This window comes from Paenibacillus sp. FSL K6-1566 (assembly GCF_038050475.1).
Lineage (GTDB): Bacteria > Bacillota > Bacilli > Paenibacillales > Paenibacillaceae > Paenibacillus_AQ > Paenibacillus_AQ lactis.
In genome coordinates this window covers 4,688,873-4,712,077 of sequence record NZ_JBBOSR010000001.1, presented here as the reverse complement: position 1 = coordinate 4,712,077, position 23,205 = coordinate 4,688,873, and the positions used below count along the sequence as shown (strand labels likewise).

Below are 23,205 nucleotides of genomic sequence, written 5' to 3'. Positions count from 1 at the left end.
TTATCATAAGTTTCCACAGAAAAAGGGCTTCCCTTTACGCCGGTAGCGGCTGTAAGGGGAGGCCCTTTGCTTGTTGCATCTTTGGATTGTCATCCGATCATGCCGCTAGCGGCCCGATCGGGGGTGATGGTAAGCAAGATTACTCTCGATTGCTTGTAAAGATCATAATGTAACGGATCAGCTCCAGCAAGGAAATCAGCGCTGCTGCGACATAGGTCAGAGCGGCAGCATTCAGTACCTTGGCCACACCGCGTTCTTCGTTGTTCGCAATATAACCTTCCTGAACCATCAACTGGCGGGCACGGCTGCTGGCGTTAAACTCGACAGGGAGTGTTACCAGCTGGAAAGCCACGGCGCAAGAGAAGAAGATGATACCGAGACCGACGAGGTTCATCGCCTGGAACAGGAACCCGGCAATTAGGAGAAACGGTGCGATGCCGGAAGCGAAGTTAACGACCGGGAACATCTTATGACGCGCCACCAGCATCGGATAATGCTCGGCATGCTGGATTGCGTGGCCCACCTCGTGACATGCTACCGAAACCGCAGAGATCGAACGCTCGTAATATACCGGCTCCGACAAGCGAACCACCCGTTTAACGGGATCGTAATGGTCGGACAGTGCGCCCGGCACCGGTTCGATCGGCACATCGTGCAGACCGTTGGCGTCGAGCATGCGTCGTGCGGCATCATAGCCGGTCAATCCGGTGCTGTTGTCAACCTTAGCCCATTTATTAAACGTTCCTTTTACCCGGAACTGTGCCCATAAAGAGAAAATAAAAGCGATGATAATAAGAACAAACATCCAGTCAGCGTACATTTATCATACCCCCATCGTAATAAGATTGTGACTGCTACATGACTACATCGACGTGAATTGATTCAGCAAAATTTGAAGTGACTCGATACATGCAGCTCCTTTGGGCAAAATATTCGCAAGTACCTCCCGGGCCTGACTAGGCTTCATCTCACGAAGAAGCGGATTGAGCTCCTTGACGTTGCGCTCCAGCTGCTTCATCTGGATTTCCAGTTCGGTCAGCTTTTCGGTCATTTCGGAATCATTCGGTACGGATTTCCACCGGTTCAATCTGTCCTTAATCTCTTCGAGAGTATATTTCTCTTGCTTCAACTGATTAATACGTTCGAGCGTGCTTAAGGTTTCGGAACTGTACAAACGGTAATTTTTTAACGTCCGTTTTTCAGGGGAGATCAATCCCAGCTTGGTGTAATAATCAATGGTTCTTTCACTGATTCCGGCTGCCTTCGCCAGCTCTCCGATCCGGAAAAGGTTTCCTTTCATGATCCCCATAATGAAATCACCTCACAGGTTCTTTGATTGGACATTAATGAAAGCAATATATTTTCATTTTAATAGAAATATGATACATGATTCGGAACCGTACAGTCAAACGTCATAGTTGTGACGAATATGCTGGCCGATGCCCCTATACCGCTTCCTAAGAAATGTACGGAGAGTTTGCACTGTAAACACTATATGTTATATTTTATTACATAAAACGGCGGTTTGTTATCATTTTTTTGAAAAAAGCCGTTGAAATCGCGAAGGATGCTCCCTATAATAACAATAAGAATTTGAACTTGTGTTATATTATATGACATGAAGGGGAGTGCAAGGCTTGATGAAAAAAAGATGGATTGGTTTAATGGTGGGGATGCTCGCATTACTGGTGTTTCCGGTTAATGCGTTCGCCGCGGAAGAAGGGGCCTCAAACGTTGAATTGACGGCGGGATTAAACTCCGTATTCGTATTTCTGGCTGCCTTGCTTGTATTCTTTATGCAAGCCGGCTTCGCATTGCTGGAGGCAGGCTCGGTCCGGATGAAAAACGCCGGGCACGTCGCTGGGAAGACCTTCCTCACCTTCGGCATTTCGATTGTCGCATTCTGGGCGTTCGGATTTGGTCTGGCCTTCGGCAACGGCAACAGCTTCTTCGGGTTTGAGGGCTTCTTCCTAAGCGGAGATAATGCCGCAAGCTCATTCGACTCATTGTCGATTTATGATGTGCCGACAACGATTATGTTCTTATTCCATCTGTCCTTCGCTGCCGTATCCTTGGCAATCGCCTGCGGCGGCATGGCAGAACGCGCTAAGCTCAGCGTGTATATCGTGTTTGGACTGTTGTTCACGATCGTCATTTACCCGGTCGTTGCTCACTGGGTATGGGGCGGCGGCTGGCTCGGTGCTCTGGGGATGCAGGATTTCGCCGGTTCGACCGTCGTTCACTTGACCGGTGCTACGGCAGCTCTGGTAGCTACTATTCTGCTGAAGCCTCGTCTTGGCAAATACAACAAAGACGGGAAGCCCAACAGCATTCCCGGCCATAACCAAGTGCTGTCGGTTCTCGGTGTATTTATCATTTGGATCGGCTGGTTCGGCTTTAATCCGGGCAGCACCATTTCGGCGCTGACGGACGGATTCTTCGGCTTCGTTTCTTTAAATACGAATATCGCAGCGGCAGCAGGCGCGCTGGCAGCCCTGCTCATTTCTTGGGCGGTGCTCGGCAAAGCCGATATTCCAAGCATGCTCAACGGTATTCTGGCTGCATTCGTTGCAATCACCGGCGCTTGTGCATTCGTAGAGCCATGGGCCGCAGTCGTTATCGGTGCGATTGCAGGAACGATTACCTTTTTCACGGCGCAGTGGTTTGACCGCAAAGGCATCGACGATCCGGTATACGCGTTCTCCGTGCACGGCGTCGCCGGAATGTGGGGGGCGGTATCCACAGGCCTGTTCGCGGCTCCACGACTTGTTGAAATTACCGGCGTCGGTAAAGCAGGACTGTTCTACGGCGGAGGCTTCGGCCAGCTTGGCGTGCAGCTCCTCGGGCTGATCGGCACATTCGCATTCGTGCTCGTGATCTCCTTTATCATTTTGTACATTATGAAAGTAACGATGGGTCTTCGCGTAACGGAGGAAGAGGAGTTGATGGGTCTGGACATCAGCGAGCACGGAACGTATGGTTATCCGGAGCAAATGAAGCTGATGACCGAATCCGAAGTAAAATCGGGCAGCTTCCGTACCGGACCGAATCCGGCACCGGGCAGTGATCCTGCGCTTTAAGCATTACTGTCATGTGAATGATTGAATAAATAAGGAGGCCGCAGCATGGAATCCAAAGCATCCGTCAACCGGCTTCCGGAGCATTCGGAAATGCCGGACATTCAGAAAGCAAATTCAGTCGAGCAATTGCGTGATGTACGGATTACATGTCAACAGCAGCTGCTTGATCTGCGCCCCAAGATGGAGTTTTTGGAGTGGGTCGCTTCCGTGAACAGCATGCATGACCAGATCAACAGGCGCGCAGCGGAGCTCTGTGAGCAGAACATGTGGGAGGCCGGCTTCGGACGGCTTCCCGCACGTTATGCTTTTGTTGCTTTTGGCAGCATCGGAAGGCAGGAGGCGACATTATGGAGCGATCAAGATAACGGTCTGATCATCGGCGATGAGATGCAGGGGGAGGATCTGGCATATTTCCGCGAATTCGGTTTGAGACTCGCCGACATGCTGGAAGTGCTGGGTTATCCAAAATGTCCGGGCAGGGTGATGTGCTCCGAGCCCTTGTGGAGTATGCGTCTTGAAGACTGGAAGAATCAGATCCTTGAATGGAGCAGTAATCACGAGTGGGAGCCGATCCGGAATCTGATCATAGCCTCCGATCTTCGCCTCATCGCCGGATGCCCCGAGCTTTCTGATGCATGGCTGTCCCATTTCCGAAGCTCGGTCGGGCAGCATCCGGGAATTACGCATGCCGTGTTGCGAAACACGGTCCGGCATAAAGCTACGCTAAACGTGATGGGCAGAATCGTGACCGAAAGGTTCGGCGAGCATGCAGGCGATTTTGACGTGAAATACGGGATGTATATCCCGCTGGTGAACAGCATTCGAACGATGGCGCTGCAGCGGGGAATTATCGAGCATTCCACCTTGAAGCGGATGGAGAAAGTGATGCTGCTCGAAGGGGATAATTTGCTGCTCGAGAGCGTGCAGCGCGCATTCCTTACAGCCTTGCGTTACCGTAACGATACTCCTTGGCGCATCGAGGATGGGCTAGTCAAGAGCAGCGGTTATATTCAGAAAGAGCAGCTTAAGAACAAAAACGTGCAGTATGAGCTCCGCGATACGCTGGGCGTGGTGAGACGGATTCACCGCTCCTTGCAGCGAGAGCATCGTTTTGCGGAAAGGAGGAACCTATGACAGAGCCAGTCCAACCGGGCGGAGGGTTCTGGAATATGCTCCGCCCCCGCAACATCCATTCCGCCATCACGTCAATGCGCGGTGCCCAGACGGCGCAGCAGCTTGCCTTTATCCGTTCGCAAATGAAGGATAACCGGAGGCCGGAAGCTTTGGGGACGCCCCTGAACGAGTTGGAGGTCGTCGTGTTCGATCTGGAGACGACAGGGTTCCATCATCAGCACGGTGATGAAATCTTATCGTTCGGAGCGGTCAGGGCCATAGGAGAGCGAATCATCGAAGAGGATGAATTCCACATGATCGTTAACAGCGGCGCTCCGGTGCCTCCTTCGATCACGGAGCTGACGGGCATAACGCAGGCTATGGTCGATGAAGCCCCGCCTTTAGTGGAGGGGCTTCGCGATTTCATGAGCTTTGTCGGCGGCAGTGTTCTGGTTGCCCATGCTGCCGCGCATGACCGGGGGTTTCTGAATGCGGCGCTGTGGAAAACGTCTAAGGTCCGTCTCTCCCACAGACTGCTGGATACGATGATGCTGGCACAGAAGCTCTTCCCCGGACAAACTGGCTACAGCCTGGATGAGCTGCTGCAAAGCAGCGGCATTCCGGTGGAAGGAAGGCACCAGGCATTGTCCGATGCCCGGATGACCGCCCGCCTGTGGACGCGCTATATACGGGAAATCCAGGAGCGGGGCTTTGCCGAAACGCTTGGCGATATGTACGTTTATTTAGGCAAGGATTGAATCGCAGCACGAGCCCCGAGCCGTTTCCGGCCGTTGAAGGGCCAGTAGCAGTATCGTTCAGCAGCCGGGGTGGGCTGTCTAACCATCGTCCCGGATCTCGAAGGTATGAGGGAGGAGCGATTGTATTTTCTTAACCCCTCGTTCATCCTTGTCCATGCGTGCTTCAACCCGGTAGGCGTTCAGCTTAAGCTCTTCTGTCCCGGTTCCAGCCGGTGTGCCGATGAGATAAATACTGAACAGGCCGCCGAAGGCCTGCAGGTCGGCAAGGTCCTTCCGTGAGGGCTCCGGGTGGGAGGAGGGATGGCTGTGGAACAAGCCGATGATGCCGCGCTTCGACAGGAGAAGGCGGGTCCATTCCGCCGGCTCAAGCCGAAAATGATGCAGCGGATCCTCGGCGGTATTCGGTACAGGTATAAATTCCGATACGCTTATCGGTGCATTTTGATGATTCCCCTGCCCGATAAGGATTCCGCATGCCTCTTGAGGAAGCGCGGCGTATGTATAAGCAGCCATCTGCTCGAATACGGGCCTGCAGAGGAGAATGGGGCGGAACGGATTCTCTGATTTATTCATGGTCATCCTCCAATTACTATCTTCGTGCTGCGTGGTTTGAAAGTTGCCGGTTTCAGGGTACAATAGGTATTGGATGCTGATTGATATTAGCGGGGATACGCTTCTTCAAAGCAGCATCCTACTAAGTATAGCAAAGGAATCCATACCCATGAAACGTAACATCATGATCCTGGTTCTGATCATTATCGCGGCGGGTGCCGTCATTTATAATCAGGCCGGCGACGATATCGAGGCCGTCTTCTTGCAGGAGAAGCCTCTTCCGACCGAGACGGGAGCCAAAGCAGGGCTGCTCGCCCCGACTTTTACGCTCCAAGGCTTTGATGACAAAGAGACGTATTCCGCCGGAGGCCCGCGTGATAAGGCGCTGCTGATCAACTTCTGGGCGTCCTGGTGCGGTCCCTGCCAGCAGGAAGCGCCGGAGCTTAACAAGCTGGCGGAGCAGTACGCAGATGAACTGGAGATTTACGGGATTAATGTAGGCAAATACGATAATAAGAAAAAAGCAGAGCAGTTTATTCAAGACTACAATCTTCGTTATCCGATCCTCACGGACCCGAAGGGGGAGGTGTTCGAGGGGCTGTACCATGGCCAAGCCTTCCCTACGAACGTCCTGATCGATCGCAACGGCGTCATCCAGGAAATCATACTCGGTGCGCCTGATCCGAAAGATCTGCACAAGAAGGTTGCGAAGCTTGTCAAGGAGTAAGCGGCGGCATATAAAAAAGCGCAGGTATCCGATCTTGCTTGGATACCCGCGCTCTTTTTCGTTAAGTGGAGTAGTGATTAGTGATTGACCAGCCCCTGCCGTTTCTCGGCTGCATGCACATGCTCCGGCGATATTTGGCCGAGGAGGGCATATCTCATACTGTCGACCAGCGCCTCCCAGCTCGCTTCGATGACGTTGCTGGATACGCCGACCGTATTCCATGAATTCTCGAAGTTTTTCGATTCGATCAATACGCGGACCTTCGCGGCAGTGGCGTCTTTATCATCCAGGACGCGCACTTTATAGTCGGCCAGATGCATTTCCTTAAGCGTTGGAAAGTATTGAACGAGCGCCTTACGGAGCGCGTTGTCAAGCGCATTGACCGGTCCGTTGCCTTCAGCCGCCGTGTAGATGCTCTCCCCGGCAACGTTCACCTTAACGAAGGCCTCGGAGACTACCGGCTGTCCGGCTGCCTTCTCGACAAGCATTTTGAAGGATTCGAAGGTGAACAACTCCTTCAGCTCCCCGCTCGCTTCCCGCAGCAGCAGCTCCAAGGATGCGTCGGCACCCTCGAACTGGTAGCCTTCATGCTCAAGCTCCTTGATCTTTCCGATAATATGCTTTGACTGCTCGCTTGCCGGATCGAGCGCTATGCCCATATCTTGAGCCTTGGAGACGACATTGCTCTGGCCGGCCAGCTCGGATACGAGCACCCGCTGCTTGTTCCCGACCTTCTCAGGCTCGATGTGCTCGTACGTCCGGGAATCGCGCAAAATGGCGGAGACGTGGATGCCGCCCTTGTGGGCAAAGGCCGCATTGCCGACATACGGCTGATTGACCGGCATGTTGACATTGGCAATTTCGCTGATATATCTTGCGGTATTGGTCAAGGTCCGCAGATTCTCTTCGCCGATGCATTCGTAACCGAGCTTCAGCTGCAGATTCGGGATGATGGAGCACAGATTCGCGTTACCGCAGCGTTCCCCGTATCCGTTCATCGTTCCCTGAACGTGGCGGACCCCGGCCTGTACAGCGCTTAGCGTATTGGCTACCGCCAGCTCGCAGTCATTGTGCGTATGAATCCCCAGGTTGGCACCTGGCAGAGGGCCTTGCAAAGAAGTGACGATCTGCGAAATTTCATGCGGCAGGCTGCCCCCGTTCGTGTCGCACATGACGAGCCAATCGGCGCCTGCTTCACGGGCTTTGGACAACACGGCAACCGCATACTCCGGATTATTCTTATAGCCGTCGAAGAAGTGCTCGGCGTCAAAGATAACCTCGAGTCCCTTCTGCTTAAGAAAGGCGATGGAATCATAGATCATGGACAGATTCTCTTCCAGCGTCGTCTGAAGCGCCGTATGGACATGGAAATCCCATGACTTCCCTACCAGCGTCGCGGCCTGTACGCCCGACTCCAGGATTCGCTTCAGATTCGCATCCTGCTCCGCAACGGAACCTTTGCGGCGGGTGCTGCCGAACGCCGTTATTTTGGAGGTTAAGCGAAGCTCCTGGACTCTTTTGAAAAACTCGATGTCCTTGCTGTTGCTTCCCGGGATCCCGCCTTCAATATAATGAACACCAAGAGCATCCAGCTTCTTGGCAATTTTGACCTTGTCGTCCGCTGACAGGCTGACTCCTTCGCCTTGGGTTCCGTCGCGAAGCGTCGTATCAAAGATGGAAATGGACTTAGACATGATGTCCTCCTTTTTGGGTGTCCGGGATGGACTGTTTTTAGTTTGTGTGTGATTCATTCATAGCGCTTGCATTCCAGATGCCGCAAGCCTGAAGCAGTGCTTCTTATGATGCTTGTTGGTATACGATTTTCTTATAATTTTGTATTATAGCATTTCTTTGCGGGAAAGTAACAGAGTAAAACAAACTTTTAAGAAAGCAAGCCGTCTTGACCGTTCGATTCGTCGAGGGGTATGCTGTAGGCGTCAGGAATGTAACCTTATCCTTATCGAATATGAGATTAACCGCGTCTCGGATTTAAGATAGAACCGTACCAAACAGAAAGAAGGTATCCCCATGGGACATATTGATGATTATTATCCGGCCAGCGGCCGCGTCATTCTACATGTGGATATGAATGCTTTTTACTGCTCGGTGCATGAGGCGGAAGAGCCGGAGCTGTATCGCGGCAAGCCGACGGCCGTCGCCGGGAGCGTCGAGCTGCGCAAAGGGGTCATCGTTACCTGCTCCTATGCTGCACGTGCCCTCGGCATTCGCACGGGAATGAATGTAAGGCAGGCGCTGCGGCTGTACCCGGACCTGATCATCATTCAGCCTGATTTCCATCTGTACCGGAAGTACTCCAATGCGTTTATGAATATAGCGTATGCTTACACGCCGCTGCTGGAAGCGACGTCGATCGACGAATGCTATCTGGATATTACCGGCTCCAAGCAATTCGGCACACCGCTCGATATCGCGAAGGAGATCCAGGAACGGATCCGCGAGGAGCTGTCCCTGCCATGCTCCGTCGGCATCGCGCCGAACAAGCTGCTCGCCAAGATGGCGTCGGACATGAAGAAGCCGAGCGGGCTCTCGGTGCTCCGGATCCGGGATGTGCCGAATGTGCTGTGGGGCAAGCCGTGCGCCGAGCTGTTCGGCATCGGCCGCAAGACGGCCGAGAAGCTTCGCAAGCTGAACATTCTCACCATCGGCGATCTGGCCAAAGCCGATGAACATTTGCTGACTTCGGCCTTTGGCGTGACGGGGGCTTGGATGAAGCGCGCCGCGAACGGGATTGACCATTCACCTGTCGTGGCGGAACGGGAGCAGAGCAAATCCATCGGGCACACGACGACGCTGCCGCAGGACGTCACCTCGAGTGACGAAGCGAAGCGCGTGCTGCTGAATTTAAGCGATCAGGTTGCGCGCCGGCTAAGGCGTAAGGGCTTGATGGCCAGCGGGATCCAGATTACCCTGCGCACGCCGGATATGAAGACGATCACCCGATCGAAGCAGCTTTCCGTTCCGACCGAGAATACGGAAGACATCTACCGGGAAGCCTGTGTATTGTATGATCGGCATTGGAAGCAGGAACGCCCGCTTAGGCTGCTCGGCGTCACGCTGCAGCAGCTTGCCCGGAAGGAGGAAGCGGCGATTCAGCTCGATCTGTTCGATTATGAGAAGCAGCCGAAGAAGGAGTCGCTGACCCGGGTTATGGACGAGCTGCGCAATAAATTCGGGGAGAGCGCCGTGCTGACGGCCGGCATGCTGGGTGATGATCCGTCGTCCCTCATCCGCGATCATAAACGGAGAGGAACATCGCTGCAGATGGACTTTGCCAGAGAGCATGGCCAATCGCGAAATAACGAAGATTAGACGTCGTTTTGTCGGAATATGTTAGGAAATTTATTTGTATTCCTAAAAAAATTGTATTAATATATGAAGATGGCGGAGCAAATCCGTTGGCTTGTATTTTGTTCATTTAAAAGAATGTTTATAGATATACAGGAGGAAGAGAGACTATGGCTAAATACACCTGGGTTGATAAAGATACATGCATCGCATGCGGCGCTTGCGGAGCAACAGCCCCTGATATTTACGATTATGATGATGAAGGCCTGGCGGAAGTAATCTTTAACGGGGACAATAACCGCGGGGTGACGGAAATACCGGAAGACATGCACGACGATATGCTCGATGCTTGCGACGGTTGCCCGACGGATTCGATCCGCATCGCTGACGAACCGTTCAACGCTGAATAATTGCGAGTCGGCTAAATACTATAACATCCTATATTTATGAACTCATAACTTACGTCCCCTGCCTGCAGCGGCAGGGGACGTTTTTCGTATGCGCAAATGACGATAATTGCGAGCGACATACACGAGAGAGTGGCGTAAGACTAAGATGACATGGGGCAGAAAATATGGGGCTAGCATGACATAAGGACATAAGGCTAGAATGACATATGGCATCAATCTGTAATTTATACATATTCCGGATGCAGGATCCGATATAAAGGATATGGACATATCCAGATCTAGATAACAATTGAAGCCGTATTGGAGGCTCTCATATGAACAATTCAATGTACCTTAAAAGGTATGTGGAGACCCATCCCGATAACAAGATGGCCTGGTATTTGCTGGGCAAGGAGTACGAGCGGGCAGGAGAGCAGGGCAAGGCCACTTACTGCTATAACCGGGCTGAGGAGGTATACGAGGCCTTCGAGCTAAGCAAAGTCCCTTCGGACATATGGAAAAATTACGAGCAGCGTCTGCTGCAGCTCGAGCGGGAGAAGGAGCTCAAGCGGAGGCGGAACCGGCGCTGGCTGGTAGCCCTCGCGCTGCTGCTCCTCGTTCTCATTCCGCCTGCGCAAGCTCCGGGATATCCGGGAGGATTGCCGGCGGAAGCCGATGCTCAGCCTGAAGCCCCGGCTTCCGCAGCGGCGATCAGGCAAGCGGTGGGCGAACGTGCGGGTAAACCGATGTTCACAGCTGTGGCCGAAGGCAGGAACGCAGTAGCCGGCGACGGGGCGGACGAAGAGGGAGACAGCGCATTGCCTCGCCTTCTAATGCATCCCGAGCAATTACCTTCATGGTCGGTTGCGCTTGGTATGCCTCTCCGGGGCAAGTGGCTGCTCTGGAGCAGCGATATGGAGCGGTTATATGCATTGCATCGGGACCGGGCAGGGGAAATAGCGATTACGCCGTTCGAAGGAGCTGCCGGAGAATGCGAGTGCGAGCCGCAAAGCAGTGCGGGATTGGCCCGCAGCGCGAAGCAGTGGGCGGATCTGCAATTGGAGACGGCCGTGCTGGAGAAGGCGGTGGAGAACTATCAAACACGGCACGGGCGGCTGCCGAGTTCGCTGGATGAGCTGACTCGGCCGTTTCCGAACAACTGGCTGTCCGGGCGCTCGACTGCGATGGAGGACATGTTTGATGTCCTGATTCAGCTGAAACAGGACGATGCCCCTCCCGGCAAGGTACAAGACGATGCCAAGGGGAATGCGGAAGAAGGAGAAGCGGCGGACAAGCCCGGATACTGGGGCACCTCGCCGGACGGAGCTCCGTATTTCAAGGAGCCGCTGCAGGTCATCATTGACAAGGACAAGCATCGCCTCGCCGTGGTCAGCGGTAAGATCATGCTTCGGAACTATGCGGTCGGGCTTGGCGGAGCCAAGACGCCGCTTGGGGATTTTCAGATCAGCGATAAGGTGGTTAACCCGAATGGGACGACCAGAGGCCCCTACGGCACACGAGGCATGCAGTTATCCGATACGCAGTACGCGATACACGGCACGGAGGATTTGGACAGCATCGGCGCGGACGAGTCCGAGGGCTGCATCCGGATGCTGAAAGAGGATGTCGAAGAGCTGTTCGATCTCGTTCCGATGGGAACCTCGGTGAAAATTCGGGAAGGGGTTCTGCCTGACGACCTGTGGACGCCGAAAGAGCGCTTCAAGCTGAAGCACAGCCAGGGTCAGACCAACCCCGCCAAAGTGTATCACTGGCTTGATTAAGGCTGGGAAATCACAATCAGTACGATAATGAGGATAACAAGGAGTGCGATGCCTGTGCCGATCCACAGCAGAGCTTTCTTGTTAACCTCTTCTTTTTTTTGCTGCAGGACTGGAGGCTTTCGTTTGGCTGACATATGGCGTTCCCTTCTTTCTCAATGAAATAATCGCTGATTTCCTTATATTGTATAGGGTTTGCGCCCAAAAATCCATAACATGTCCGTACGCAAGCGCGCCCGGTTTATGCCCAAAAACTTTCTTTTTGCGGCGGAAACGGATAAACTGAAGGGTAGAGAAATTAATTGGATGAGAGGAAGAGTCGATGTGCTGTACCGCAATATAGGCAAACCTTTATTTTTCAAAATGGACCCGGAAAAGGCCCACCATCTCGTGGTCGGCGGCCTTGGGCGTGCCTCCGGCGTCATCGGCGCGGAAGCGGTCATGCGGGGGATGTATGGCGTGAGCGAAACCCCGGATTTGGCCGTGGACCTGTTCGGACTTCACTTCCCGACACTGGTCGGGCTTGCCGCCGGTTTGGATAAAAATGCGCAAGCCGTCAAGGGATTTTCCTCCATCGGCTTTGGTTTTATGGAAGTTGGTACGGTTACGCCGAAAGCCCAGCCGGGTAATGAACAGCCGAGGCTGTTCCGTTTGCCTCCGGATGAGGCGCTCATCAATCGAATGGGCTTTAATAACGAAGGCGCCGATGCGATGGCGAAGAGGCTGTCCGCGCTCAAGGAGCGCCGGATTCCGGTAGCGGTCAACATCGGTAAAAATAAAGTTACGCCGAACGAGAAGGCGAATGGCGACTACGAGGCCTGCATCCAGGCTTTGTTTCCGTATGGCGATTTTTTCGTGGTGAATATCAGCTCGCCGAACACGCCGGACCTGCGGAGCTTGCAGCACGGCAGCGAGCTCTCGTCATTGCTGGAAGCGGTGATGAACGAGATGAACCGGCAGGCGGAGATTCACGGCAGCCGGAAGGCTGTGCTCGTCAAGATTGCGCCGGACGTGAGCGATGCCGAGCTGGAGTACATGGTGGAGACGATCCGTGCCAGCGGGGTGTCCGGCATTATTGCTACCAACACAACGCTCTCCAGGGAGGGGCTTACGCACACCAACGCCAAAGAGACCGGCGGGCTCAGCGGGAAGCCGCTGCGCGAGCGCTCGACTGAAATCATCTCCAGGATTTATAAGCAGACCGGCGGAGCGCTGCCGATCATCGGCTCCGGGGGAATCTTCACGGCAGCCGATGCCTATGAGAAAATACGCGCAGGCGCCAGCCTGGTAGAAATTTATACGGCACTTATCTATGAAGGGCCCGAGGTCAACCGCAAGCTGCACGCCGGTTTGAGGCAGCTGCTGGCCAAGGACGGCTTCAGCCATATTTCCGAAGCTGTCGGGGCGAATCATCGGTAAAGGGGTAAAGACAGGAGGCAAGGGCAATGGACGTTAGAGACTGGGGGACATTTTTGCTTCCGTACGAGCAGACCGTTGAAGAATTGAAGGTCAAATTCAAGACGATGCGCGCAGAGCTGAAGAAACGGGAGGAATATGCGCCTATCGAATTCGTAACGGGCCGGGTCAAGCGGATATCGAGCATTCTGGACAAGGCAAAACGCCTTAATGTTCCTATGGATCAGCTGGAAACCGGAATCGAGGATATCGCGGGCATCCGGATCATGTGCCAATTCGTGGAAGACATCCGGCGGGTTGCCGAGTATATTCGGGCACGGAAGGACCTGACGGTATTATATGAGAAGGATTATATAACAAACTTTAAGGAAAGCGGCTATCGCAGCTTCCATATGATCATCGAGTATCCGGTGCAGACCGCGCTCGGGCAGAAGAAGGTGCTAGCCGAGATTCAAATCCGGACGCTTGCGATGAATTTCTGGGCTACGATCGAGCACTCGCTCAGCTATAAATATAGAGAAAGCCTGCCTGACGATATCCGGGAACGTCTGAAAAAGGCCGGAGAAGCGGCGAACACGCTCGATACCGAAATGTCCAGCATCCGCGAGGAAATACTGGAAGCGCAGCGTCGGTTCGAGGATGATTCCAACATAACGACCCAGGTGCTGCATGCGATTCACCAGCTGTATTTTTTCCACCTGGTCAACGAAGCGATCTCCTTCCAGGAGCGCTTTAACGCCATCTGGCAGGAGCATGACATGGAGGAAATGAAGCTGCTCTTGGACGAGGTGAAGGAGCTGTTGTCACAGGCCAAGAAGAAAGTGAACGAGTACGATGTATGAGCGGCTGTACGTAGCGTTCCTCGTTTACTTCAACCGGGACCGGGACTATTTCGAATGTCATGAGGTGCTGGAGGAGCTTTGGCTCGATACGGATAAGGATCCGAGATACAAGGGGCTCCTTCAAGCGGCTGTCGCCTTGTTCCATTTCCGGAACGATAACATTCGGGGCGGATTGAAGATGTTTCGCAGCGCCGTAAACAAGCTCGAAGGCTATGCCGAAGATGAGCTGGGCATCCGGATGGGAAAACTGGTGGAGGAGATGCGGGAGTATGTCCGCGGACTGTCCGGGTACGAGCAATACCCGATTCCGTATCGGGATTTGACGATCGACATCGTGGATCCGAAGCTTCGGAAAGCCGTCGATGAGGCCTCGAGGCATATTCCTCCGAATGTGCCGCAGCGGCGTAAGCCGGAACGGCCGCGTGCGAAGCAAGGATTGTCCTCTTAATCCGGGAAGCGAAATGCATGGTCGGAAATATCGATCAAGGAGTTAGCGCAAGATATAGAAAAGATAAACAAGAGCTGCCCGTCAGTAGAATAATCTACTTGAGAGCAGCTCTTCTTTTTGCAAATATATCGAATCAGGACTCGGTGCCTTTATATTTATTGTCGATAAATTGCTTGATTTCATCGACGGATTTGCCTTCGTCATGAAGCCGCTTCGCATCCTGAAGCTCGGTAAGGCATATGCCGCACTGGGCGCCATGGTCCGTCCATTTCACCTCGCCGTCCTTGTTCTCGGCGATGAAGCAGCGGTGAAGGGAATCGTGATAGCCGGTTTCCTCGTCCATGCAGCCGCAGTAGCATTTGATCTCTTTAATGATATCTTCCAGTTCGCCGACCGTCGCATAGGTCGCCTGCGTATTGTCGGTGTAGCTTGATAGGAATTTCGGCATCTCGCTCACGCTTGCCGTTGTTTCATACCGTTCGGAGGCGGCCCCATGATGATGCCCTGCGGTAGCAGATTCCTTGCCGCCGCATGCGGCAAGTAGCATGCCTGACAGCATGAAGGTAAATAGGATGGCCCGAGTGCGCTTCATTTCGTCACACTCCCTTTATATTTGTCCAGGAATTGCTTGAAATCGTCCAAGCTGTACCCTTCCGATGCACCTTCCGGCTTCAAACCGCCGACCATGCGTTCCTTCTCCACACCGTTCTCGAAGTAGACAAGGGTAGGGGTGAACTCGATATTGTAATCTCTCCAGCCTTCCTGATATTCACGCAGATTGTACTGGTGCAGTGAAATGCCGGCGTCGCTGGCCAGCGGCATCAGTTCAGGGGTTGTCGCCCGGCAATGCGGACAGTCGGATGCGAAGAAGTATACGAAGAAGTTCTCCTTGTTGTTGACCTTGTCCTTCAACTGATCCGGAAGTATGATATTCTGATAGTTCGGATCATTCAGCAGCTCTTGCGTAGCCGGATTCAGGCTGGATATTTTCTTGCCGCCGTACAGGTCGCTCTTCCCGCCCGAGAGGTTCAGAATGACAAGCGCCGCAACAAGGACAACAAATACGCCTCCGAATGCGTAAAGCGCTGTGTAGTTATTCTTTTTTTTTCGATTCATGAATACACCCCTTAAGGATTAATAATAAGCGCACAAGTGAGAGTTCAAAAAGGTCGAGTTACTTTATGACCCCCTTCGTGATCAAAAGACGACTTTTTGAACAACCTCTATAAGGACTTGTCCTTTTTAATGTAGTTTATTATACAATATTAACGGTAGGAGCGGAACATGCGAAACGCCGCTACATATTGACGAAATAAGCGGGCAACAGATCTGATACAGAACAGGTAGGTACTAAACATGGCATTACGTCTGCCCTCGCCGTTTCAGGCGAAGATGAAAACACTGCTGGGACCGAACTATGACAATTTTATGAAATCCTACGAACAGCCTCCGTTTGCCGGGATCCGGGTCAACACGCTGAAGATTTCGGATGAAGATTTCCGCCGCATCTCGCCATATAAGCTGGACCCGATACCTTGGTGCAAGACCGGCTATTATATTGAAGAAGGGGAGCGCCCGGGACGGCACCCGTATTATCATGCGGGGCTGTATTATATTCAGGAGCCGAGCGCCATGGCTCCGGTTGAGCTCCTTGGCGTTGAGCCGGGCGATGTCGTGCTGGACCTGTGCGCCGCACCGGGCGGGAAATCGACGCAAATAGCTGCCAAGCTGCAGGGTAAGGGGGTGCTGGTCAGCAATGACCTGCATCCGGACCGCACCAAAGCGCTGGCCAAAAACTTGGAAATGTACGGGGTACGCAATGCCATTGTGCTTAATGACAGCCCGGAGCGGATTGCCGAGGCCTTTCCCGAGGCCTTTACGAAAATACTGATTGACGCACCCTGCTCAGGTGAAGGCATGTTCCGCAAGGACGAGTCGATGCTGAAATATTGGGAGGAGTCGTCCCCGCTGACGTTTGCCGAAATGCAGCGCGACATTTTGCATTCAGCCGTGAAGATGCTGCGTCCGGGAGGAACGCTTGTATATTCTACATGTACCTTCTCGCCGGAGGAGAATGAGGGAATGATTGCAGAGCTTCTGATGAAGCATCCGGATTTCCGGGTCATACCGATCGATCATTCGGGCCCGTTTTCGCCGGGGGAAACCGAGTGGTTAGCTCGGCACATGGAACATATCTCCGCTGAAGTGCGTGAGCAGGTCGCCGGAACAGGCAGGCTGTGGCCGCATAAAGTTCAAGGGGAAGGCCATTTTGTTGCCGTTCTGCGCCGGGAAGGCGAGCTTGCACGGATGGAGGAAGCTGATGAACAAGCGCCCCCTGTTCATGTGGATACTGCTGCCGGCGGCCACCTGGCGGTCTCATCCGGTAAGGAGAAGCGAAGCGAACGCAAGGGACGGGGGTCCCTCCGGGATCCGCGCAAAGGCAATCCGCGCGGAGGCGGAAGAGGCGGTCAGCATGATTCGACTCGCCAGCAAGGCTCCGGGCGTCCTGCCGACTCCATCTCGCTGGAACCTTTTACAACGTTTCTGAGGGAGGATCTGCCAGGAACTCTACATGGTTATACGGTTACCTACGGGAATCATGTGTATTTGTCCCCGTTACCGAAAGAACGCCTGGAGAGGCTCAAGGTGATTCGCCCCGGGTGGTATATGGGTCAGATCAAGAACGAACGCTTTGTTCCCGGCCACCCGCTGGCAACCGCTCTTCGCGCTGAGGAATTCGTGCGGACGATCAGCCTGCATTCGGAAGACGGGGAAGCGATCCGTTACCTGAAGGGCGAGACGCTGTCGATACCGGAGGAGCGGCTGCAAGTTTTCGGGGCTGCAGAAGGAAAGGGATATGTGTTAGTCTGTATAGATGGCTACTCGGCAGGCTGGGGCAAATGGCAGGGCGGCATGCTTAAGAACGAATATCCGGCAGGTTGGAGGTGGACATCCGTATGAGAGCAAAGGGAAAAACGACACAGCGGTTGGATAAGGTGTTGTCCAATATGGGGTTCGGCTCCAGGGCCGAGCTGAAGAAGAAGGCCAAGAGCGGCAGCATTGTAGTGAATGGCACTGTCGTAAAAGATCCGGGGAAGCATGTGGATCCGTATACGGATTCGATCGAAATCGATGGGGAAACCATCGCCTATCGGGAGTTTGTGTATCTCATGCTGCATAAGCCTCCAGGCGTGATCTCGGCGACGGAGGATGTGCGGGAACGGACGGTACTGGATCTTCTGGATGAAAAGTATCTTGTATTCGAGCCTTTTCCCGTTGGAAGATTGGATAAAGATACGGAGGGCCTGCTGCTGCTGACCAATGACGGCAAGCTCGCACATGAGCTGCTGTCACCCCGAAAGCATGTGCCTAAGACCTATCAGGCGATCGTCGAAGGACGGGTGGACGAGGAGGATATCCGGCAATTTTCCAGGGGCGTGACTTTGGATGACGGTTATGTAACCTTGCCGTCGGAGCTCGTTATCGACGCCTTGGAAGAGCAAGGCGATGGAAGCATCCGCTCCCGCATTACGCTGACCATCCATGAAGGCAAGTTCCACCAGGTCAAGCGAATGTTCGAAGCGGTCGGCAAAAAGGTGATTTACCTCAAGCGGATCAGTATGGGAACCCTCCGGCTGGACGAATCGCTCGAGATCGGCTCTTACCGGGAGCTGACGAAAGCGGAGCTGGCCGGGATCGGACGGGCGACGGACGAATAAAATGGACGAGCTAAAGATATAGACAACGATAAAAAGTGGATAAGGATGGGTAGAGAATGGCATACAAATTAGTAGCGCTTGACGTAGACGGGACGCTTCTGAATGATGAGCATGAAATAACCGAGGTAACCAGGAACACCGTGATGGAAGCTGCAAGGCAGGGGATTGAGATCGTGCTGTGCACGGGCCGCGGACCGCTCAACTCGATTCCGTTCATGGAGAGCATGGGGCTCGGCGGTTATGTAATCAGTCATAACGGGGCGGCTACGGTGGAGGTTGAAACGAAGCGAATCGTTCACCAGTTCGGCATGGAGCAGGCGGAGCTGGATCCGTTTATGACCTATTGCCGGGAGCGGGGTGTTCATTTCGACATCAATACAGCCTTCGAAATGTATGTAGACAATGTGGAGGAGCTTGCAGGCCCTGTCCGGCATATGTATGAAAATTACTTGATGATGCCGAGCAATCTCCCGGCCTGGGAGGAGCTGCCCGACCCGGTTGTCAAATTTACCGCCTTCGGCGAACCCGGGGATATGGACGCCGTCCTCAAGGACTGGAGCACATGGACGATGACCCTTAATATGCTCCGCAGCGGCGAATACTTCATCGATCTGATGCATGCGGAGGCCTCCAAGGGCAGTGCGCTGAAGCAGCTTGCCGCGAAAAGGGGATACCGGCAGGAAGAGGTGCTTGCCATCGGCAACTATTATAACGATATTACGATGCTTACATTTGCCGGCATGGGCATTGCCATGGACAACTCGCCGGTCGAGGTAAAGGCTGCTGCGAATGCGGTGACCGCGTCCAACAACGAAGACGGCGTTCACGAAGCTTTGGTCAAATACTGCTTGTCCTAGTGCTATTATGCTCCGCGCATAAAACAAGGCGCTGCTGCAACCACGGATATGTGGCTGCAGCAGCGCCTTATTTGCTTGAATGACGGCTCACATGAATCTACCGCAATGTCGTCAAGCATGAAGGAGCCTTAAATGTCACTGTCATTACTTAAACTGGCGCAGGCCCTTAGGCAGGTGATTCTTGAGCTGTCCGCCGCTGGCCTTGCCCCATCCGAGCGGCAGCCCGTCGGTCGTCACGAGGGTCCATCCTTTATAATCGGCTGGAACCGATAGCGTTTCACCCCTAAGGTAGGCCGAGACCTCGGCCGAATCCGGGGGCAGATCGACGGCGCGAGCGGCTTGCTCCGGCTTGCTGGCCATCGCGAGCGCGTGGGCGGGCTCGATCCGGTTCTTCTTGAGGTGGGCGAGATGAAGGCCGGCACGGAGAATTTTCAGCCCGCGCAGCTGATGCTCGCTCCAGCTCCAGCCTTCGCCGGCCGGCAGCCAATAGAGCTCATCCCCGAACAACAGAGGAGCGCCCGGAGGCAGCTCATGGCCCGGTAAGTCCTGCTCTGCCCACGCTTTAAACGCTTCAAGGGCGGATCGCTCCGCCGAGGGCTTGTCTCCTCGGCGTGATTTGCCGCCTCGCTTGGACTCTGCCTCCGTGTGAGGCTGCTCGCCCGCTGATCCTCCCTCCGCGTTCTTGACGAGGACGGCCACGAAGTGGCCTTCTCCCCGTTCCCGGTGCGGCCACAGGCGCTTCATGCCGCAAAGCTGAAGCTCAGGATACCGGGCGAGGATGCGCTGCACCATGTTCTCGTTCTCGTCTTCGTTGAAGGTGCAGGTGGAGTAGGCTAAAGTGCCTCCAGGCTTCAGCATGGCACAAGCGTCCTGCACAATGTCCCATTGCCTGGAGACGCATAGCTCCACGTGGGAAGGCGACCACTCTTCGATCGCGCCGGGATCCTTGCGGAACATCCCTTCGCCCGAGCAGGGGGCGTCCAGCATAATCCGGTCGAAGCATCCGGCGAAGCGCCGGGAGAGCTCGTCCGGTGCAGCACTGGTCACGACGGCATTGGAAATACCCATTCGTTCCACGTTCTCGGAGAGGATTCTGGCCCGCTCCGGATGAATCTCATTGGCGATGAGCAGGCCGCGTCCCGCCATTTTGGAAGCAATGTGGCTGGTTTTTCCTCCCGGCGCCGCAGCAAGGTCAAGGATCGTCTCTCCCGGCTGCGGGTCAAGCAGCTCTACCGCTGACATCGCCGAGGGTTCCTGAATATAATATAGTCCGGCAGTATGGTACGGATGCTTGCCGGGACGTACCGTTTCATCGTAATAATAACCTGTATCGCACCAGGGAACCGGTGTCAGCCGGAAATCCCGCAGGATGTTCCGTACAGGTTCAGCAGCCCGTTCCGCCTTCAGCAGATTAAGACGAAGGCCTTGCGTGCGGGGCATGTCATAGCTGGCAAAAAAATCGTCCGACTCCTCTCGAAGCAGCTCCTGCATACGGGAGACGAAGTCGGCGGGCAGTTGTTCCTTTCCCATCCGGTCAGCAGCTCCTTTTTCGTGCAAAATATCCGTTGTTCTCTCTCGTAACCACGAGCAGCTCACGCAGAAGCAACTATAAGGTAACGGCACTTAGGAAGGCGGCCGCGCCAGGACGAAACATCATGCGAATTCCATGCGGCAACTTCCCGGGCTCTTGAGGAACGGTCAATAGTTTATCACGCGGCAGCGGTGCTCGTAAAGAATACATTACGACCCGCTCTGCCGCAAAAAAAGACCGCCCTGATTAAGGGACGGCCTTGGCCTTTACTGGACGGCGGCTTCCTTCGGCTCATTGAGCAATTCCTCCAAAGAGCGGTAATCGGTAACCTTATTCTTACCCGTCGTTTTTGAATGATACATCGCTTTGTCGGCTTGATTCATCAGCTCGTCCCCCTGGACGCCCTGACGGAGCACGCTGTATCCGACACTGATGGTCACGATGGTCTCCGCAGCCACGCGGGCCCGGATATTCTCGGCAACCTGGGAGGGCTTGATCTTGCGATCCACCACGAGCGCAACCAGCTCCTCGCCTCCGTATCGGCCGGTAATCCCGATCCCGTCTAGCTCCTCTTCCATGATGGCAGCCACTTGCTTCAGCACTTCATCGGCTCTGGCGTGGCCCTGGGTATCGTTCAGCTTCTTGAAATTGTCAATATCGCAGAAGATCGCGGATATCTTCAAAGCCTGGGCAGTGTAGTGATCCAGGTATTTCATGAAATGTCTCCGGTTGTATAGGCCGGTCAAGCCATCCGTGATCGCCGAGCGATAGATGGATTGCATCAGTTCTACGATCCGCCGGAACAGGATGAAGAATACAAGGGTGTAGAACAACACCGGGAGCGCGAGCGCAAAGCCCTGCAGCGGGATGGATACGATGCCTGTGTAGGTTTGTACGGCTTGAAGCGCGAACCACAGAGCGTAGGCGGCAAGTCCGACCGCATATTTCACGGGCTGCCCGATGCGCGGAACCCCTTTCGTAAAGGCGACATATAAAGCGCAGAGCAAGATGACGTCAAAATATACGCTTTGCCAGACCGGATCAATGGTGAAGGACAGAAATGATGGAAGAATCAGCGGAAGCAATAGAAGGGCGGCGGTCAGCAGCGGGAGCCAGTAATGCATCGTCTTGATTTTGCGGTACAGCATGACAACGGACATATTGAGCAGCACGAATGAGAAGAGGCGGATGATGCGAAGCACGATCGGTTCTGGCGAAAAATCGACAATTCCGATCCATGCCGAATGGATGTTCAGACCCTCGTGTGTCATAATGAAAGAGAAAGCGGCCGCCATATAAATATATGCGCTCTTCCGCTGCCTGCTGTACATAAAAAGGCACATGATCAGCATCATGAACGCGATGCAAGCCCCGCAGACAGCGAATATCATTGGCAGAGGCGAAGTCGACCAAGAGGTCAAATCTGTGGACAAATGGCTTCACTCCTGTAGGTTTCCTTTGCATGAAACATATGTTCTAATATATCATATCGAAAAAGATTCTGGAAAGAGATTTAAAGAAAGAGATTTATAGAAAGGGAGATCCCCATGAAACTTCTTCAAGCATTATTCTTCCCTCCTGAACAGCCGGGCGGCGTATCGTCGATGATTCCATATTTGCAGGAACGGTTCCATTCCTCCCGATGGGAGATGGAGATGTTCTGGCTCCCGAAGCGGATCCGCAATAAAGGCCACGAGGATCCGGTCTTTCATACCTTTGATTGGAAGGAATTCGAGGAAAGTCCGATTGTTGCAAAATATATACAGACCTACCGGGATTATTTATGGTGGACCCGGCTGCGCATCCAAAAGCCTTATGATCTCATTCATAGCCATCATCCGATTGCAGGCATGTCCATGAAAGCCGTATTCCCGGAGGTTCCGCTTATCCAAACCGTCCATTCGAGTTATGAGCGGGAGCTGATTTTGAACGGAAAAATTCGAGAGGGCGGGCCTGAGCACCGTTTCCTCACCTCTCTGTACAAAGAGCTTGAGTTTATCAGCGACCGTCTGGTGACGGTGTCGGAATCCTTCAAGTCCTATATGTCTCCATATGTGGATCAAGCCGATTCGATCGAGGTCATCCATAACGGATTCGACGATCGGCGCTTTAAGCCGGTTCCCCATGAAAATACGGTCCCTCAGCTGGTGACTGTATGCCGCCTTGTTCCTGCGAAGGGACTGGATATTCTGCTCCAGGCTTGCGCCGAGCTGAAACGAAAAGGCCATGATTATGTCCTTCATATCATCGGAGACGGCCCTGCTCGCCAAGAGCTGGAGGAGATGGCCAAATCGCTGGGCATTTACCAGGAAACGATATTTTACGGTTATACGCTTCATCCCGAGGAATTCATGCCATTCTTTGATATCTTCGTTCTGCCATCGAGGGCGGAAGCCTTCGGCTCCGTATTCGCGGAGGCGGCGCTGAGCTGCCTTGCGCTAGTCGGCACCAATGTCGGCGGTATTGCGGAGCAGATTGAGGACGGGGTGAACGGGCTGCTGGTACCGACGGAGGATCCGAATGCGCTGGCGGACGCCCTGGAGAAGGTCATCGTGGACCCGCTGTACCGGTATGAGCTGGCCCGGACCGCGTCGGATAAGGCGAAAAACCAATATTCGTTGTCCCGTTCAGTCAATCAGCTGAAAAAAATGTATTTGAATTATCAACCGAAGAAAGAGAGCTAAAGAGC

23 protein-coding genes are annotated in these 23,205 nt (G+C 53.9%); 14 read left to right on the top strand and 9 right to left on the bottom strand.

Annotation, left to right across the window (positions count from 1 at the left end; all coding sequences use genetic code 11):
* Window positions 1–139: 139 nt before the first annotated feature.
* Together NST08_RS20925 and NST08_RS20920 are read right to left on the bottom strand one after the other, a co-directional pair.
* A complete protein-coding gene (locus NST08_RS20925) occupies window positions 140–820 on the bottom strand; it encodes a zinc metallopeptidase (protein ID WP_007127706.1) in 681 nt (226 codons plus the stop codon).
* A 42-nt stretch (window positions 821–862) separates the two neighbouring features.
* On the bottom strand, window positions 863–1,309 hold the full coding sequence (locus tag NST08_RS20920) for a MerR family transcriptional regulator (RefSeq protein ID WP_007127707.1): 447 nt from the start codon (window positions 1,307–1,309) through the stop codon (window positions 863–865).
* Between the two features lie 331 nt (window positions 1,310–1,640).
* Between NST08_RS20920 and NST08_RS20915 the strand changes: the two genes are divergently transcribed.
* From NST08_RS20915 to NST08_RS20905, 3 genes are read left to right on the top strand one after another with little or no spacing between them, the layout of a single operon-like run.
* On the top strand, window positions 1,641–3,080 hold the full coding sequence (locus NST08_RS20915; RefSeq protein ID WP_007127708.1) for an ammonium transporter: 1,440 nt from the start codon (window positions 1,641–1,643) through the stop codon (window positions 3,078–3,080).
* 45 nt (window positions 3,081–3,125) lie between these two features.
* Complete coding sequence (locus NST08_RS20910) at window positions 3,126–4,214, top strand: DUF294 nucleotidyltransferase-like domain-containing protein (RefSeq protein ID WP_341342262.1); 1,089 nt, start codon at window positions 3,126–3,128, stop codon at window positions 4,212–4,214.
* Complete coding sequence (locus NST08_RS20905; protein ID WP_007127710.1) at window positions 4,211–4,951, top strand: exonuclease domain-containing protein; 741 nt, start codon at window positions 4,211–4,213, stop codon at window positions 4,949–4,951. Before NST08_RS20910 ends, NST08_RS20905 begins: the two co-directional genes overlap by 4 nt.
* A 78-nt stretch (window positions 4,952–5,029) precedes the next feature.
* Here NST08_RS20905 and NST08_RS20900 read toward each other — a convergent pair whose 3' ends face one another.
* The gene (locus NST08_RS20900) at window positions 5,030–5,524 is read right to left on the bottom strand and encodes a M67 family metallopeptidase (protein ID WP_007127711.1); all 495 of its coding nucleotides are present in this window, start codon (window positions 5,522–5,524) and stop codon (window positions 5,030–5,032) included.
* Between the two features lie 148 nt (window positions 5,525–5,672).
* Between NST08_RS20900 and NST08_RS20895 the strand changes: the two genes are divergently transcribed.
* Window positions 5,673–6,230 carry a TlpA family protein disulfide reductase gene (locus NST08_RS20895; RefSeq protein WP_007127712.1) on the top strand — a complete coding sequence of 186 codons (558 nt, stop codon included), beginning with the start codon at window positions 5,673–5,675 and terminating at the stop codon, window positions 6,228–6,230.
* 77 nt (window positions 6,231–6,307) lie between these two features.
* Here NST08_RS20895 and cimA read toward each other — a convergent pair whose 3' ends face one another.
* Window positions 6,308–7,924, bottom strand: a complete 1,617-nt coding sequence (cimA, locus tag NST08_RS20890) for a citramalate synthase (RefSeq protein WP_007127713.1) — start codon at window positions 7,922–7,924, stop codon at window positions 6,308–6,310.
* A 334-nt stretch (window positions 7,925–8,258) separates the two neighbouring features.
* Between cimA and NST08_RS20885 the strand changes: the two genes are divergently transcribed.
* From NST08_RS20885 to NST08_RS20875, 3 genes are all read left to right on the top strand, one after another.
* Complete coding sequence (locus tag NST08_RS20885; RefSeq protein WP_007127714.1) at window positions 8,259–9,560, top strand: DNA polymerase IV; 1,302 nt, start codon at window positions 8,259–8,261, stop codon at window positions 9,558–9,560.
* 146 nt (window positions 9,561–9,706) lie between these two features.
* A complete protein-coding gene (locus NST08_RS20880; protein ID WP_007127715.1) occupies window positions 9,707–9,946 on the top strand; it encodes a ferredoxin in 240 nt (79 codons plus the stop codon).
* Between the two features lie 314 nt (window positions 9,947–10,260).
* Entirely contained in the window at window positions 10,261–11,706 is a 1,446-nt protein-coding gene (locus NST08_RS20875; RefSeq protein WP_007127716.1) for a L,D-transpeptidase, read from the top strand.
* On the opposite strand, the gene NST08_RS20870 is transcribed toward NST08_RS20875, so the two are convergent.
* Window positions 11,703–11,840, bottom strand: a complete 138-nt coding sequence (locus NST08_RS20870) for a hypothetical protein (RefSeq protein ID WP_007127717.1) — start codon at window positions 11,838–11,840, stop codon at window positions 11,703–11,705. The genes NST08_RS20875 and NST08_RS20870 overlap by 4 nt on opposite strands.
* 187 nt (window positions 11,841–12,027) lie before the next feature.
* On the opposite strand from NST08_RS20870, the gene NST08_RS20865 reads away from it, so the two are divergent.
* From NST08_RS20865 to NST08_RS20855, 3 genes are read left to right on the top strand one after another with little or no spacing between them, the layout of a single operon-like run.
* Window positions 12,028–13,122 carry a quinone-dependent dihydroorotate dehydrogenase gene (locus NST08_RS20865; RefSeq protein WP_341342648.1) on the top strand — a complete coding sequence of 365 codons (1,095 nt, stop codon included), beginning with the start codon at window positions 12,028–12,030 and terminating at the stop codon, window positions 13,120–13,122.
* A gap of 26 nt (window positions 13,123–13,148) precedes the next feature.
* On the top strand, window positions 13,149–13,961 hold the full coding sequence (locus tag NST08_RS20860) for a GTP pyrophosphokinase (RefSeq protein WP_007127719.1): 813 nt from the start codon (window positions 13,149–13,151) through the stop codon (window positions 13,959–13,961).
* A complete protein-coding gene (locus NST08_RS20855) occupies window positions 13,954–14,409 on the top strand; it encodes a DUF309 domain-containing protein (protein WP_007127720.1) in 456 nt (151 codons plus the stop codon). The genes NST08_RS20860 and NST08_RS20855 overlap by 8 nt, the downstream gene beginning before the upstream one ends.
* A 133-nt stretch (window positions 14,410–14,542) precedes the next feature.
* Here the strand turns inward: NST08_RS20855 and NST08_RS20850 are convergent, their stop codons facing one another.
* Window positions 14,543–15,001, bottom strand: a complete 459-nt coding sequence (locus NST08_RS20850; RefSeq protein WP_007127721.1) for a PCYCGC motif-containing (lipo)protein — start codon at window positions 14,999–15,001, stop codon at window positions 14,543–14,545.
* Window positions 14,998–15,525, bottom strand: a complete 528-nt coding sequence (locus tag NST08_RS20845) for a thioredoxin family protein (protein WP_007127722.1) — start codon at window positions 15,523–15,525, stop codon at window positions 14,998–15,000. The genes NST08_RS20850 and NST08_RS20845 overlap by 4 nt, the downstream gene beginning before the upstream one ends.
* 240 nt (window positions 15,526–15,765) lie before the next feature.
* On the opposite strand from NST08_RS20845, the gene NST08_RS20840 reads away from it, so the two are divergent.
* From NST08_RS20840 to NST08_RS20830, 3 genes are read left to right on the top strand one after another with little or no spacing between them, the layout of a single operon-like run.
* Entirely contained in the window at window positions 15,766–17,370 is a 1,605-nt protein-coding gene (locus NST08_RS20840) for an RsmB/NOP family class I SAM-dependent RNA methyltransferase (protein ID WP_007127723.1), read from the top strand.
* Window positions 17,367–18,128 (top strand): pseudouridine synthase, encoded by a 762-nt coding sequence (locus NST08_RS20835; RefSeq protein WP_007127724.1) that lies wholly within the window; start codon window positions 17,367–17,369, stop codon window positions 18,126–18,128. Before NST08_RS20840 ends, NST08_RS20835 begins: the two co-directional genes overlap by 4 nt.
* Window positions 18,129–18,184: 56 nt before the next feature.
* Window positions 18,185–18,985: a Cof-type HAD-IIB family hydrolase gene (locus NST08_RS20830; protein ID WP_007127725.1), complete on the top strand. Its 801-nt coding sequence runs from the start codon at window positions 18,185–18,187 to the stop codon at window positions 18,983–18,985.
* 144 nt (window positions 18,986–19,129) lie between these two features.
* On the opposite strand, the gene NST08_RS20825 is transcribed toward NST08_RS20830, so the two are convergent.
* Complete coding sequence (locus NST08_RS20825) at window positions 19,130–20,515, bottom strand: RsmB/NOP family class I SAM-dependent RNA methyltransferase (RefSeq protein ID WP_007127726.1); 1,386 nt, start codon at window positions 20,513–20,515, stop codon at window positions 19,130–19,132.
* Between the two features lie 267 nt (window positions 20,516–20,782).
* Window positions 20,783–21,949: a GGDEF domain-containing protein gene (locus NST08_RS20820; protein WP_007127727.1), complete on the bottom strand. Its 1,167-nt coding sequence runs from the start codon at window positions 21,947–21,949 to the stop codon at window positions 20,783–20,785.
* Between the two features lie 114 nt (window positions 21,950–22,063).
* Here NST08_RS20820 and NST08_RS20815 point away from each other — a divergent pair, with 114 nt between their 5' ends.
* Window positions 22,064–23,200 (top strand): glycosyltransferase family 4 protein, encoded by a 1,137-nt coding sequence (locus NST08_RS20815; protein ID WP_007127728.1) that lies wholly within the window; start codon window positions 22,064–22,066, stop codon window positions 23,198–23,200.
* Window positions 23,201–23,205: the final 5 nt, after the last annotated feature.